Origin of the sequence: Flavobacterium oncorhynchi (genome assembly GCF_002217355.1) — a bacterium.
GTDB lineage: Bacteria > Bacteroidota > Bacteroidia > Flavobacteriales > Flavobacteriaceae > Flavobacterium > Flavobacterium oncorhynchi.
The window spans coordinates 444802-460270 of record NZ_MUHA01000007.1 but is presented as its reverse complement, the minus strand read 5'-3'; the positions used below and the strand labels follow the sequence as shown (position 1 = coordinate 460270).

The 15469-nt window shown below is 30.4% G+C and carries 8 protein-coding genes; 6 read left to right on the top strand and 2 right to left on the bottom strand.

Annotated elements, in window-relative coordinates:
- Positions 1-250 precede the first annotated feature (250 nt).
- From B0A75_RS07485 to B0A75_RS07475, 3 genes are all read left to right on the top strand, one after another.
- Positions 251-5449 (top strand): T9SS type A sorting domain-containing protein, encoded by a 5199-nt coding sequence (locus B0A75_RS07485; protein WP_089053666.1) that lies wholly within the window; start codon positions 251-253, stop codon positions 5447-5449.
- A 2-nt stretch (positions 5450-5451) separates the two neighbouring features.
- Entirely contained in the window at positions 5452-6150 is a 699-nt protein-coding gene (locus B0A75_RS07480; protein ID WP_123872337.1) for a glycoside hydrolase family 78 protein, read from the top strand.
- A gap of 211 nt (positions 6151-6361) precedes the next feature.
- Positions 6362-10786 carry a T9SS type A sorting domain-containing protein gene (locus B0A75_RS07475; protein WP_089053664.1) on the top strand — a complete coding sequence of 1475 codons (4425 nt, stop codon included), beginning with the start codon at positions 6362-6364 and terminating at the stop codon, positions 10784-10786.
- 75 nt (positions 10787-10861) lie between these two features.
- Here the strand turns inward: B0A75_RS07475 and B0A75_RS07470 are convergent, their stop codons facing one another.
- Both B0A75_RS07470 and B0A75_RS07465 read right to left on the bottom strand, forming a co-directional pair.
- Positions 10862-11719: an MBL fold metallo-hydrolase gene (locus B0A75_RS07470; RefSeq protein WP_089053663.1), complete on the bottom strand. Its 858-nt coding sequence runs from the start codon at positions 11717-11719 to the stop codon at positions 10862-10864.
- A gap of 83 nt (positions 11720-11802) precedes the next feature.
- A complete protein-coding gene (locus tag B0A75_RS07465) occupies positions 11803-12714 on the bottom strand; it encodes a hypothetical protein (RefSeq protein WP_244284359.1) in 912 nt (303 codons plus the stop codon).
- A gap of 389 nt (positions 12715-13103) precedes the next feature.
- Between B0A75_RS07465 and B0A75_RS07460 the strand changes: the two genes are divergently transcribed.
- The 3 genes from B0A75_RS07460 (at position 13104) to B0A75_RS07450 (ending at position 15463) form a co-directional block, all read left to right on the top strand.
- A complete protein-coding gene (locus tag B0A75_RS07460) occupies positions 13104-13433 on the top strand; it encodes a HesB/IscA family protein (RefSeq protein ID WP_073483816.1) in 330 nt (109 codons plus the stop codon).
- Positions 13434-13518: 85 nt separating this feature from the next.
- Complete coding sequence (gene sufB / locus B0A75_RS07455; RefSeq protein WP_089053661.1) at positions 13519-14967, top strand: Fe-S cluster assembly protein SufB; 1449 nt, start codon at positions 13519-13521, stop codon at positions 14965-14967.
- 7 nt (positions 14968-14974) lie between these two features.
- Complete coding sequence (locus tag B0A75_RS07450; protein WP_089053660.1) at positions 14975-15463, top strand: flavodoxin family protein; 489 nt, start codon at positions 14975-14977, stop codon at positions 15461-15463.
- Positions 15464-15469 lie beyond the last annotated feature (6 nt).

The following is a 15469-nucleotide window of genomic DNA, read 5'->3' as shown; positions in this document are numbered from 1 at the left end:
GGGACTAAATTATGATTTTTTGTTACAAAAAACTAACCATTAACACTGTGTTATGATTTTTTGAAAACATAAAAAGACATGCTAACCTACTTCTTTTCAAATGATTTCACCCAATTTGATTGGGAAAAAATATTCTAGTTTGTATGCTCTTTCTTTATATCGAAAAAAAACTTTTTCTCTTTACGTCTTCCCGTAAGGAAAGTCCGTTTAAAATAGTTATCCTTGCGCGACTGAATTGTAAACCGAATCTATGAAAACAAAACTACTCTTATTGCTGTTACTGGCAAATTTTTCTATTTACGCACAAACCAACTTAGTTCCGAATGGGAACTTTGAAACTTGGACTTCTTCGTCGCAGCCTGACAATTGGTTTCGCTTTTTTAGCGGTTTCGCTTCTCAAAGCAGTATAGCGCAAAACGGCACATCTAGTACCAACATGATGATTGCCAGCGGAACATCTAATTTTATCAATAGCGAATATTTCCCTGTAATTGCAGGTAAAACGTATAAGGTGATTTTGTATCACAAACTTGCAAAAGGAACATTTTCTTCTATTGATCTTAGTTTGTATCATAAACCCAGTACTTTTAAGTCGGAAATAATTAAAAAATCAGATGTAACTTTTTCTACTACCGAGTGGAGAAAAATAGAATTCGAATATACTCCTACTGTTTCTGAAAGTATTGAAGTTGATATTTGGACTTATGGAACTCTGAATTCTGAAATTTTGGTTGATAATGTATCTGTTGTAGACATTGCCGATATTCCTGCACAATACACCAAGATTCCTGACATCGAGTTTGAAAAAAGATTAATTTATTTAGGACTTGACTCTGGTGCAACTGATGGCAAAGTATTAACGTCAAAAATCAACACCATAAAAACGCTAAATTTAGGAAGCGAACGCAAAATAACTGACTTAACAGGAATTCAAGACTTTAAAGCTTTGACTTCTTTAGATTGCAGCAACAATCTTTTAACAAAGTTAGACGTGTCTCAAAACACTTTATTAGTAGATTTATCTACTCAATATAACAATATTAATGAGCTAAACTTATCCAAAAACACTTTGTTAGAAAATCTTAATATATCTGCTAACAAGCTAAGCTCTATAGATCTATCAGCTAATAAGGCTCTGCAAAATTTGAACTGTCACTCAAATTTAATGACAATATTAGATGTTTCGGAAAATACAAACTTGACTACTCTAAATTGTTCTTCTAACAAAATCCAAGCTTTAAATGTTTCTAAAAACACTGCTTTAATGTTTTTAGACTGTAGTTATCAACAACTTACACTATTAAATGTAAGCAGCAACGTCGCTTTAATAAAATTAAATTGTTCAGGTAATAGTTTAAAAAATTTAGATTTAAACAAAAATACCAATTTAACCTTTTTGGACTGCAGCTCTAACTTACTAGAAACTTTTGATGTAAGCTCAAACACATCGCTTCAATATTTGGACGTTGGTAATAATAAGTTTTCAACTCTAAATGTTTCCAACAACACCAATCTTATCGAATTAAATGCTAGTGGACTTGCAAAATTGTCAGAACTTAATTTAGCCAAAAACACAGCACTAAAACAACTAGATTGCGGCAGCAGTAATCTATCTTCTTTAGATTTATCAGCGAATACAGCATTAGAGTATGTGCTTTGTAATTCAAATAAATTATCAACCATAGATGTTAGTAAAAACAAACAACTAAAATTTTTATACTGTAGTTATAACCAAATAACTTCATTGAATCTTAGCGATAATAAATCTTTAGTTTTTCTAAACTGTAGTTTTAATAAACTAAACAGTCTGAATCTGAAAAATGGAAATAATTCCAATTTTTCAAAAGAAATGGGCGTATATTTCCAAAGTATGTCAGGAAGCTCAGGTTTAGGTTATTCTTCTTCTTTCATAAACAATATAGACCTGACTTGTCTTCAGGTTGATAACGTTGATTATTCTAAAACTAATTGGTCTAAATTGAAAGACGACGAAACGTATTTTTCTTCACTAGATTGTACTATTTCCACCAGTATTGCAGATCCAAATTTTGAAGACAAATTAATAGCACTTAAAATTGATAATGACGGAAAAAACGGAGCTGTTCTAAATTCAAGCATTAACACCATTACAACATTAGATATATCAAATAGTTCAATTACCAATTTAACAGGAATACAAGGTTTTACGGCCTTGACAAATTTAAATGCTTCTGGTAATTTATTACAGAAACTAGACCTTTCTAAAAACACTGCTTTAAATAATTTAAATACAGTTAACAACCCTTCACTAACATGTATTCAAGTTCCAGATGTTGCTGCCACAGCAAACTGGACAGTAACTAAAGATGCAATAGCAAGTTTTAGTTTAGATTGTAATGTGTATACCCTTATTCCTGATTCTAGTTTTGAAGATCAACTTATACTTCTTAACATTGATAGAGATGGAAAAAACGGAAAAGTTAAAACTGAAAGTATTGCTAAAGTCACTAATTTAGGTTTGTCAGGAAAAGGCATATCTGACTTAACGGGTATTCAAGATTTTACTTCTTTACAGCAGATAACAGCTAATAATAACAATATAACTACAGTAGATTTTTCACAAAATCAAGCATTGACTAATGTAAATTTATTTGCTAATAAATTAACTTATATTAATGTTTCCAAAAATATTGCATTAACTTCTTTAGATCTAAGTTTTAATAGTCTTTCGAATATTGACCTTACAAACAATATAAATTTAAAAGCAGTACAAATCTACTCTAATAAATTATCTAGTTTAAATGTTACTAAAAACACAAAACTATCTACCTTATTTGTAAATGGAAACATGTTAACTTCATTAAACGTTTCAAACAATCCAGAATTGAATCAAATTTGGTGTAATAACAACGAAATAAAAACATTAGATTTTTCAAAAAATCCTAAACTGTCTCAAGTACTTGCTAATAACAATAAGTTATTAAACCTGAATATTAAAAATGGATCTAATAGCTCAATATCTGTTTCTTCTTCCAATAATGATGGTGTAAGATTTGCTCAAAATCCTGATCTAAAATGTATACAAGTTGATAATGTTGACTATTCTAATGCAAATTGGGGAGCTAAAAAAGATTTAACAGCTACTTTCTCATCAGATCCTTGTCCATTTGTTGTACCATACACTTTAATACCTGACTCTAAATTTGAAGATAAACTAATTGAACTTAATATAGATAAAGACGGGAAAAACGGAAAAGTTGCAACAACAAGTATTGCCGATCTAACAAGTCTAAATGTTGCAAATAGCAATATTACAGACTTAACAGGAATAGAAGATTTTTCTATGTTGACTTCATTGGAATGTAATAACAACCAATTAACAACGATAAACATCTCAAGACAACCTTTGTTAGCAAAACTAAATATTAGTCATAATAAAATAAACACTTTTTCTGTCTCTGCAAACTTATCATTAATCGATTTAAATTTAAGTAATAATGAAATTTCTGACTTAGATGTTTCTAAAAACACGAAGCTTATTACTCTAAGTGCTAGTTTCAATAAATTAAGAAATTTAGATGTTTCAAAAAACACTATTCTAAAGGAATTCGACTGTACTGATAACAACTTGTATAGTTTGAATTTGAAAAACGGAAATAATGCAAACATGCAAAACATGACTCTTGGAAATTTTACGAAAAATCCAAATTTACTTTGCATTCAAGTTGATAACGTAGCTTTTTCTACCGAAAAATGGATCGCAAAAGACGAAAAAGTAATTTATTCATCTGAGGCTTGTGCGCCAAACTATCAATACACACTAATTCCTGATATAAATTTTGAAAAACTTTTAATCAAAAATGGCATTGATAAAGATGGTGAAAATGGAAAAGTTCTAACCTCTAGCATTGAAAATCTTATCGAATTAAATGCAATTGATGCAACCAATAAAATTACAGATTTACAAGGTATTGAAGATTTTAAATCATTAGAAAAACTGTACTGCTCTAAAGGAGCAATTACTAAAATCGATGTTTCTAAAAACCTAAAACTAAAAACTTTAGATTTATCTAGTAATCAGGTTGCTACATTAGATCTTACTAAAAACACTGCTTTAGAATCTCTAAATTGCGGTAGTAATAAATTGACGGAATTAAATATTTCAAACAACTTAGCTTTACAAAATTTAATTTCTGACAACAACAAACTAACAACTATTAATGTATCTAAAAACACAGTATTAACTCGATTAGATGTTGGCTCAAATCAAATTACAACTATTGATATAACTGCTAATTTAGCCTTAAAAGAACTAGGTGTTTACGGAAACAAAATAACAACTTTAAATACTTCTAAAAACACTGCTTTAACTAGTTTAAGTGCTTTTTCAAATGAATTAACAACTTTAGATGTTTCTCAGAATAAAGCGCTAACTTATTTAAATGCTAAAAAATGTCAATTAACCGCTATTGATGTTTCAAATAATGTTTTACTATATGGTCTTGAAGTTAACGAGAATAAAATTGTAACAATCGATGTCTCAAAAAATCCTCTATTAAGCAGTTTGATGGTAAACTCAAATCAATTAACGAGCTTAAACCTTAAAAATGGAAAAAATACGTTACTAAATAACAATTATGTTTCATTTTCTTCAAACTCAAAACTATATTGTATTCAAGTTGATGATGTTAACTATGCAACTACAAATTGGCCTTCTAAAAAAGATGCAATTGCAACTTACAATACAGAATGTACAGGAGAACTAAATTTACCTGCAAACAATTTTACTGTTGAAACTAAAGGAGAATCTTGTACAGGAGAAAATAATGGCGAGATTAGTATTGTTGGTAAAAATTCATTTGCATATGCCGCAACAATAAACGATAAATCATACAACTTTACTAACAACAGTTTAAAAGTTACTAGTTTAACTCCGGGAACTTACAAAATCAAGATCACTATTCCGGAAATGATTTTCGAACAAAACTTTACCGTAACTATTCCAAAAGCTTCTAACGTTGCAGGAAAATCAAGCGTAACTTCTAAAAATGTAGCAGTAGAAATTACTGCAGGAACGGCTCCTTTTACCGTGTTTGTTGATGGAACTCAACAATTTCAAACAACAGATTCTAAGTTTAATTTAAGTTTAGAAAAAGGCGGTTTAATTGAAGTAGCAACTGCTAAAGCTTGTGAAGGTGTTTTTTCTAAAAAAGTGGCCACAATGGATCTTTTAGGAACATTATCTGCTTACCCAAATCCAACTTCTGGAAGTTTTGAAATTGAAATTCCAACTGGTCAAAAAGAAGTTAAAATCGAATTGTACAATTTTGCTGGACAATTAGTTTCGACTAAAACATATTCTATCGAAAATGGAAAAGCGCAGTTAAGTCTTGAAAACCAAGCTTCGGGAATTTATGCAGCAAAAATCTATTTAGAAACTCCAGAATACATTAAAATTATAAAAAAATAAAAATGAAGAATTTTATATACCTATCAATCATTGGTTTTTTGTTTGCTGCATGCGGAGGCGGGGGCGGAGACGATCCTGTTACTCCTCCAGTTACAAATACGGCGCCTACAGTTCCAGTATTAGTATCTCCTACCGATGGTAAATTATGTTTAGACAATACTGTTTCTTTACAATGGAATCAATCTACTGATACTGAAAAAGATCCTATTGTATACCAAATTCAGGTTGCAAAAGATAACGGATTTACTCAAATTGTTAACACACTTAACAACTCAACCGTTAGCTCTTCTCTTACATTAGAGAAAAATACTGCATATTATTGGAGAGTACAGGCAGCAGACAGCAAAGGTTTATCTAGTGCTTACTCTGCAACTTTCAAGTTTTATACTGCAGGAGCAGCTGTTGTAAATCATTTACCATTTGCTCCAGAGTTAGTTCAGCCAGCAATAAATTCTACTTTAAGCACAGCAACAGCAGCTTTAAAGTGGAAAGCATCTGATGTTGACGCAAATGATATTCTAACTTACGATGTGTATTTTGGTACAACTAATCCTCCAACAGCAAAAGTTACCGAGAACACAAGCACTTCATCATTTGATGTTACATTGGAAGCTACAAAAGAATACTTCTGGAAAGTTGTCGTAAAAGACAACAAAGGAGGTGAAACTGTTGGTCAGGTTTGGAAATTTAAAACTAACTAGCACTTAAATAATCACAATTAGTTAAACTAAAAATCCCGAATTCATTTTATTGAAAACGGGATTTTTTTTCTAAAAAGAAAATCTTACCCATTCTTATAACTATTTATTTTAAAACCATTTATCCTTATAACTTGCTTTTTTTCATACATTTCCGTAAGAAAAATTAATATAAATTGCGTAAAATTGTATATCCTAACCCTAAACCTACTTTATGAAAACAAAACTACTTTTATTACTGTTGCTTGTAAATTTTTCTATTTATGCGCAATACACAGAAATTCCAGATGTTAATTTTGAGAATAAACTTATTGCTTTAGGAATTGATAGCGGCATACCTGATGGAAAAGTATTAACCTCCAAAATATCAAGTTTGATTTCATTAGATGTCTCATATAGCTCTATCAAAGATCTAAAAGGAATAGAAAATTTTTCTGATTTAGAGATTCTAAAGTGTAACAACAATGAAATAACTAGTTTAAATATTTCACAAAATATCTATTTATCAACTTTTAATTGTTCGAATAACTTATTAACGAATCTAAATATTTCTCAAAATAGGGACCTGAAATACTTTTATTGTTCTAATAATAAATTGAAGAATTTATTATTTACTAACAATTCAAAGTTAAAAGAACTACAATGCAACAGCAATTCAATAGAAGTTTTATTTCTAAGCGGCGCAATTTTACTAGAGAATCTATATTGTGATTCTAATAATTTATCTTTTATAAATACTGACGCCAATACTATATTAAAAACACTTTCCTGCAGTAAAAATCAAATTACATCCCTGAATTTATCTCAAAACACACAATTAAACAGCTTAACGTGTTGGGAAAATCAATTGACAACTTTAAATCTATCAAAAAACACAGCTTTAGTTTCACTATATTGTGATTCAAACAAAATAGCAAAGCTAGACCTTTCTACAAATATTAATTTAGTTGATTTCACATGTGTTTCAAACAATTTAACAAAATTGAATTTGAAAAATGGCAACAATACTAAAATAAATAAAACGCAGCTTAATTTAAGAGATAATCCTAATTTAACATGTATTGTTGTAGATGATATCGCTTATTCTAACACTAATTGGCTGCCAGCATCTAAAGATTCTTCGGCAAACTATAATATTGATTGTACATTTTACACCCTTATACCAGATCCAAATTTCGAAAATAAACTAATCCAGCTTGGGTACGATTCTGGCATTGTTGATGGTAAGGTATTAACTGATAATATTAGCACTGTCCTTTCATTAAATCTAACAGGAGTTCCGATCTCGGATTTCACTGGAATCCAGGATTTCACTTCATTGCTTGAATTTTACTTCACTAATAATTCTCTCAGCACTCTCGACCTGTCTAAGAACACCAATTTAATTAGAATTGATGTCAGCCGTAATAAATTGACTAATCTGAATGTTCCGAAAAGCACTTCATTAACAACTCTAGTTTGCAACAATAACTTAATTTCAAATTTAGATTTATCAGGCAACACTAATTTAACATTTTTAGATGTAAGCGAAAATAAATTAACTGAAGCAAACATCTCTAAAAACATAAACCTAGAAACCCTGCAGGCAGGAAATAATGAGTTAACAACTTTAAATTTATCTGAAAATAAAAGCTTAAAATTTCTAACAATTTCTAACAATCAACTGAGTTCTCTAGTTACTTCAAAAAATATAAATTTAGAACATTTAGATTGTAACTCTAACAAAATAACTTCCTTAGATCTTTTAAAAAATACAAAATTAAAACATGTAATCGCTGACTCAAACCAACTATCCTCGATTGATTTATCAGAAAATCCAAATCTAGATTTTTTTTGGTGTCAGAATAATAAATTGACCGACTTGAATATTAGCAAAAACACCTTGTTAACAAGTTTAAATTTCGGAATCAACTTTGTAAAAAAAATTAACCTTACTAATAATACTCATCTAAAAGAATTTATTTGTTATACAAACCAATTAACATCTTTAGATATTTCAAAAAATACCCTACTTGAGCATTTGTACTTTTCAGACAATGCTATTACCTCCATTAATGTTACAAAACATAATAATTTAAGTAAATTTCATTGTGATAATAATAGTATAACCAAACTAGATTTATCAAAAAACATCAAATTAACAGAAGTAACTTGCACTAATAATCAACTAAAATATTTGGATTTAAAAAATGGGAACAATACTTCCTTAAACAACTACCTTTACGCTACAAAAAACCCTGGCTTAACATGTATTCAAGTTGACGATGCTGTTTATTCAACTACAAATTGGTCAAAAAATGTTGATACAACAACAAAATTTTCAGATAATTGTCCAATGTTTACAATCATTCCCGATGTAAATTTTGAAAATAAATTAATTGCCTTAGGATTTGACTCAGGAACTCCTGATGGACAAGTTTTGACATCAAAAATTTCCTCAATCACAGAAATAGATCTTTACAATAGTAATATTTCTGATTTAACCGGAATACAAGATTTTGCGTCTTTAACAAATTTAAGTGTTATGTCTAACAAACTAACAACTATAGATATTTCGCAAAATTTAGCTTTAACTAATTTAAGTCTTCCCTACAACAAACTAACTGCTTTAAATACTTCAAATAATATTTCTTTACAATATTTATCACTCTCTGGTAACGAAATAACAAGTCTTGATCTTTCTCAAAATACTGAATTAAGTCTTTTATCCTGTGGAACAAACAAATTAACTAACATTGATGTTTCGAACAATAAAAAACTAACTACATTTTGGGGACCTTCAAATCAATTTACAACTTTAGATCTTTCTCAAAATCCCCTTTTAAGTTCTATACTATGTGCAGATAACAAATTACTTACCAAAGTAAATATAAGAAATGGTAACAACCGTTATATACAGCAAACTTCCTATGCTATAGATTTTACAAAAAACCCATCTTTAACATGTATTCTTGTAGATAATGCTCTTTTTTCTAATGAAAAATGGGGAAATTTTAAAGATGTTTCCGCATCATATTCTATTGTCGATTGCTCTCAGGTTACTGCTATCCCAGATCCGGCTTTCGAAGATAAATTAATCGCATTGAAAATCGATACAGATGGTAAAAACGGAACTGTTTTAAACAGTAGCATTGCAAACCTTACATCTTTGGATATTACATCAAGTTCTATAAAAGACATAACTGGAATATCTGGTTTCATTAGTCTAACTAATTTAAACTGTTCAAGTAATCTACTAACGTCTTTAGATCTTTCTAAAAATAAAACTTTAACCACAGTAAACAGCAGTAACAACAAATTATTGAGTCTAAATTTAAAAAATGGAAACAATGCGAATTTTAGTCTTAGCTCAAATTTTAAAAACAATCCAAATTTAAATTGTATTCAAGTTGATGATGCCATTTTATCTACGAATAATTGGCAAACACTTAAAGACGAAACTGCAAGCTACAATATTGACTGTAATGCATATACGTTAATTCCTGACCCAATTTTTGAAGACAAATTAATTGCTTTAGAAATAGATACAGACGGTAAAAATGGTAAAATCCTTACCTCGGTTGCTAATAAAGTTACCTATCTTGATCTTTCAAATAGTAATATTTCAAACGTAACAGGTATCGAAGATTTTGTTTCATTAATATATCTGGATTGTAACTTTAACAAAATAAACAGCATTAATATCAGCAATAGCAAATCACTTACTAAACTAGCTTTACATGATAACAAATTAACCAGTTTAGACGTTACCCAAAATACTCGTTTAGTTAATTTAATGCTCTCCCAAAATCAAATTTCAACAATTGATTTATCTCAAAATAAAGCTCTTCTATTTTTAACTGTCGATAGAAATTCATTAAGCAGTCTTGACATTTCATCAAATACTGTGCTTGAATCTCTATATTGCGGCAGTAACAATTTCACAACATTGGATGTATCAAACCAACCTAATCTTTTGCAATTGAACTGCACTAATACAACAATTTCAAAACTAGATGTTTCTTCAAACAAAAAATTGGAAGATTTGTATTTTAACAATGCTCAATTAACCACTTTAGATCTAAGCAACAATCCATTATTAAAAAGAATAAATGTAACTTGGAACCAATTAACAACTTTAGATTTATCACATAATCCTCTTTTAGAACTTGTCTTTATTGAATTTAACCCAATAACAACATTAAATCTTCAGAACGGTAATAACAAAAACTTCATATTGCCTCCTGCAAATGCTACAAATAAAAACACGGCAGCTATAGATGCCTGCAGTTTTTTAAATAATAAAAATCTCTCTTGTATTCAGGTTGATAATGTCGAATTTTCTAATTTAAAATGGTCAAAAATCAAAGAACCTACTGCAACTTATTCAAATACCTGCAAGAATCTGGGCATCGAAGATTCAGTATTTGATAAAGTTGTTATCTATCCAAACCCAACAAAAGGAGAAGTTCACCTCAATAATATTACATTAGACAAAGCAACAGTTTACAACTCATTAGGGCAATTAGTAAAATCATTTACTTTGAATTCTGCAAACACAGATAATACTATAAATTTATCTGGTTTACCAAAGGGAGTTTACTACATATACTTAATCAACGGAGATGCTGCTTCAGCAAAAAAAGTAATAGTAGAATAAATCATAAAATGTTTAAACCAAAAATCCCGTTTTCAATAAAATGAAAACGGGATTTTTTATGTTTTAAAATTCATATTAAAGAATCTCTTCACAAGTAAAAACGTCTTTCAGCCGCACGCCTTTCTCAGTATGTTCAACCGTTATAATTTGATTATGTGCGTCGTGTTCTAAAAACAAATAATAATTATTATCAGCAGCGGCATTCAAAAATTTTGATTTTTCAGGCATTGTCAATAACGGACGCGTATCGTAGCCCATTACGTACGGCAACGGAATATGTCCGGCTGTTGCCAATAAATCTGCACAAAAAACGATGGTTTTGCCCTGATATTGAATGTGCGGAATCATCTGTTTTTCGGTATGCCCATCAACGTAATAAATCCCAAAATTCATTTCTTCAGAAAATGCCAAGTCATTTTCAGGGCGTTTTATAAAATTCAACTGACCGCTTTCCTGCATTGGTAAAATATTCTCCGAAAGAAAAGAAGCTTTTTCACGAGCATTTGGTTTTGTAGCCCATTCCCAATGATTTTCATTTGTCCAAAACTTTGCATTTTTAAAAGCCGGCTCATAAAAAGTTTTATCAGAATTCCACTGAACACTTCCTCCGCAATGATCAAAATGCAAATGCGTCATAAAAACATCGGTAATATCATCTCTATGGAAACCATATTTTGCCAAAGATTTATCAATCGAATGAGATCCCCAAAGTGAGTAATAACCAAAAAACTTTTCTGATTGTTTATTCCCCATTCCAGTATCAATTAAAATCAAACGATTTCCATCTTCAATCAACAAACAACGTGCGGCTATATCGATAAGATTATTATCATCTGCAGGATTGGTTTTATTCCAAATTGTTTTTGGCACAACACCAAACATTGCGCCGCCATCTAACTTAAAATTTCCTGATTCTATTGGGTAAAGTTTCATGAGTATAAATTTCTAATAAGAAAACAAAGCTAGGAAATCAATTTCCTATATACTACAAATTCTAATTAAAAACTCCTACCCCCTTATTCTAAAGTAATCGAAGTGCTTCCCATGATTTCTTGCTTATCAAAAAAGTTAACAAAATAAGTTCCTTTTTTAAAATCATTTTCATCAGCATTTAAAATGCCGTAAACATTGACAGGTTTTCCTTGAAAATCTACTGCTACAATAAAACTGTAAACCAAAGCTTTATCATTTCCAAATTCAATTAATTTATCTTCACCTAAAACTGTATTTTTTTGATCTAAAACTTGAATATAAAAAATCTTTTTTCCCGTTTTAGCTACTGAATTTCCATTGATAGAAAAGCTGACTTTGAGTTTTTTTGTGTGTCTAGCTTTTTCAGTCTCCAATTCCTTTCCGGAGCTATTCTCTCTTAATGCAATAACCTTAAAATTATTTGATGATAACCTTGAAGCGTCCTTTATTGTCGATTCTAATTTTTTTTGCTTCAAAATCAAGGTGTCGTTTTGTGCCTTTTGCTGATACATTACAACATTTTGAGACTCAATTTCAGTAAGCAGATTTTTGTTTTGAGATTTGAGGCTTTTAATTTCCAAACCTTTAGATTCTAATGTTGTTTTTAAATCTAAAAGTTGTTTTCTATAAATTTGAATCTGAGTAATCGAAGGATTTTTTGAAGCTTTAATAATCTCCATTAAGTTTTCGACATTTTTTCGCTCAAGCTCCAATTGATGCGATAATGAAGTCTTTTCTAAAATCGCCAAATCGTATTGCTGTTTTAGAACATTCAGAGAATCGATAATGTTTTTTTGCGCTGTAGATTCCTTACTTGGCTCTGCAAGATTAGTTTTAATCGAAGGAGTCTCAGCATCTTTGGCACTTTCCTTTAATTCACTACTAAAAATAAAGAATGTAGCTCCTATTCCAAAAACAAAAAATACTGCAAAAAGTGGTTTTATCCACTTATTCATATACTGTTTTTTCATAATTACTCACAATTAATTACAAAAATAACAATATAACGACAGTTATAATAAGTACAAATACGGTTTTTAACTTTATTTGCCATTAAAATACGAGAATCGCAAAAAAACACAGAAATCATCAACCTTTTCGTTCAACAAACAGATTCACTGTAAAAAAAAAGAGATACATTTTTGCCCTGTTTTCAGCAAAATAAATTCTATCTATTTTAACATTTGTTATAATAATGTGAACCGCTATGGAAAAAGGTTTTTAAGTCGTATCTTTGCAGACAATTTCATTTGAACAGAGAAATTGGCATTTTATTTAATGTAATATTTTGATTACTATTTAGATGCGATTTTAAATGATCTTTTAAAAACAAATACCATAAACAATGATAAAGGTTTCTGATACAGCCAAAAAGAAAATCATCGATTTGATGACTGATGATGGTTTTGACGCCGCAAACGACTATGTAAGAGTAGGCGTAAAAAGTGGTGGATGCTCTGGTTTGTCTTATGATTTAAAATTTGACAAAACCAAAGGCGACGATGATAAAGTATTCGTAGACAATGACATACAAATAGCAGTTGAAAAAAAATCATTCCTATATTTAGCCGGAACAATTCTAGAATTTTCAGGCGGATTAAACGGAAAAGGATTTGTTTTCAACAATCCAAATGCCAGCAGAACTTGCGGCTGCGGAGAATCATTTTCTCTTTAGTTAAAAGTAGAAAGTCGTAAAGTCGTAAAGACTTCGATTGACTTTCAAACTTTAGACTTTAAATCTTTTAGACAATAAAAATATAATGAGCAAATACACCGAAGACGATTTAAAAATCGAACTGGAAACTAAAGAATATGAATACGGATTTTATACCAATATAGAATCTGAAACCTTTCCTATTGGCTTAAACGAAGAAATTGTAAGAGCTATTTCTCTTAAAAAAGAAGAACCTGAATGGATGACGGATTGGCGCATTGAAGCTTTTCGCGCATGGAAAGAAATGATTGAGCCAGAATGGGCAAACGTTCGTTACGAAAAACCAGATTTTCAGGCAATTTCTTATTATTCAGCTCCAAAACAAGTAGATCCTAACAAAACTTTGGACGATGTAGATCCAGAATTATTAGAGATGTACAAAAAACTAGGAATTTCTGTTGATGAGCAAAAAATGATGAACAATGTTGCTATGGATATTGTTGTCGATTCTGTTTCAGTAGCTACAACTTTCAAAAAAACTTTGGCTGAGAAAGGAATTATTTTCTGTCCAATTTCTGAAGCTATCAAAGAACATCCTGAATTAGTAAAAAAATATTTAGGAACTGTTGTACCGCAAAAAGACAACTTCTACGCAGCATTAAACTCAGCAGTTTTCTCTGACGGAAGTTTCTGTTATATTCCAAAAGGCGTTCGCTGCCCTATGGAACTTTCAACGTATTTCAGAATCAACCAAGCAGGAACCGGACAATTCGAAAGAACTTTGGTAATTGCTGATGCTGGAAGTTACGTTTCTTATTTAGAAGGCTGTACCGCTCCAAGCCGTGATGAAAACCAATTACACGCTGCTGTAGTTGAATTAATCGCTTTGGATGATGCTGAAATTAAGTATTCTACCGTTCAAAACTGGTTCCCTGGAAACAAAGAAGGAAAAGGCGGGGTTTATAACTTCGTAACCAAAAGAGGTTTATGCGAAACAAACGCTAAAATTTCTTGGACACAAGTTGAAACAGGTTCTGCTGTAACTTGGAAATATCCATCTTGCGTACTTAAAGGAGACAACTCAGTAGGAGAATTTTATTCAATTGCTGTAACAAATAATTACCAACAAGCTGATACTGGAACTAAAATGATTCATTTAGGTAAAAATACTAAATCGACTATTATTTCTAAAGGTATTTCGGCTGGTAAATCACAAAACAGTTACCGTGGTTTAGTGCAAATCTCTCCAAGAGCAGAGAATGCAAGAAACTTTTCACAATGCGACTCATTGTTAATGGGTAACAATTGTGGAGCGCATACTTTCCCGTATATCGAAAGTAAAAATCCATCGGCTAAAATTGAGCACGAAGCAACGACAAGTAAAATTGGAGAAGATCAAGTTTTTTATTGCAACCAAAGAGGTATCCCAACTGAAAAAGCGATTGCCTTAATTGTAAATGGTTTCAGTAAAGATGTATTGAACAAATTGCCAATGGAATTTGCAGTTGAAGCGCAAAAATTATTGGAGATTTCTTTAGAAGGTTCTGTAGGATAATTTGAAGATGGAAAATAAAAAAGTCATCATTTTAGGTTCTTCCCGAAAAAATGGAAATACAACCAAAATTATAGATGAAATTTCGAAAGAATATAATATTGACGTAGTAAATCTAAGTGATTATAATATTTCTTATTATGATTACGAAAGCAAAAATATAGAAGATGATTTTTTGCCTTTGATTAAAAAGATTATCGAAAATCATGATACTTTCATTTTTGCAACGCCCATTTATTGGTATAATATGAGCGGAATTATGAAGGTCTTTTTTGATCGGTTTTCTGATTTAATCCGAATTGAAAAAGAAACCGGAAGAAAACTTAGAGGAAAAAAAATTGGCGTGATATCAAATTCACACGATAATGAAATCGAAGATAGTTTTTACATTCCGTTTAAAAAAACTGCCGATTATTTAGGTATGGAATATTTAGGTCACGCGCATTTTAACGCCAATATCCTAAACCAAACAACAAAAATAGAATTGACATTTATATAAAATAAA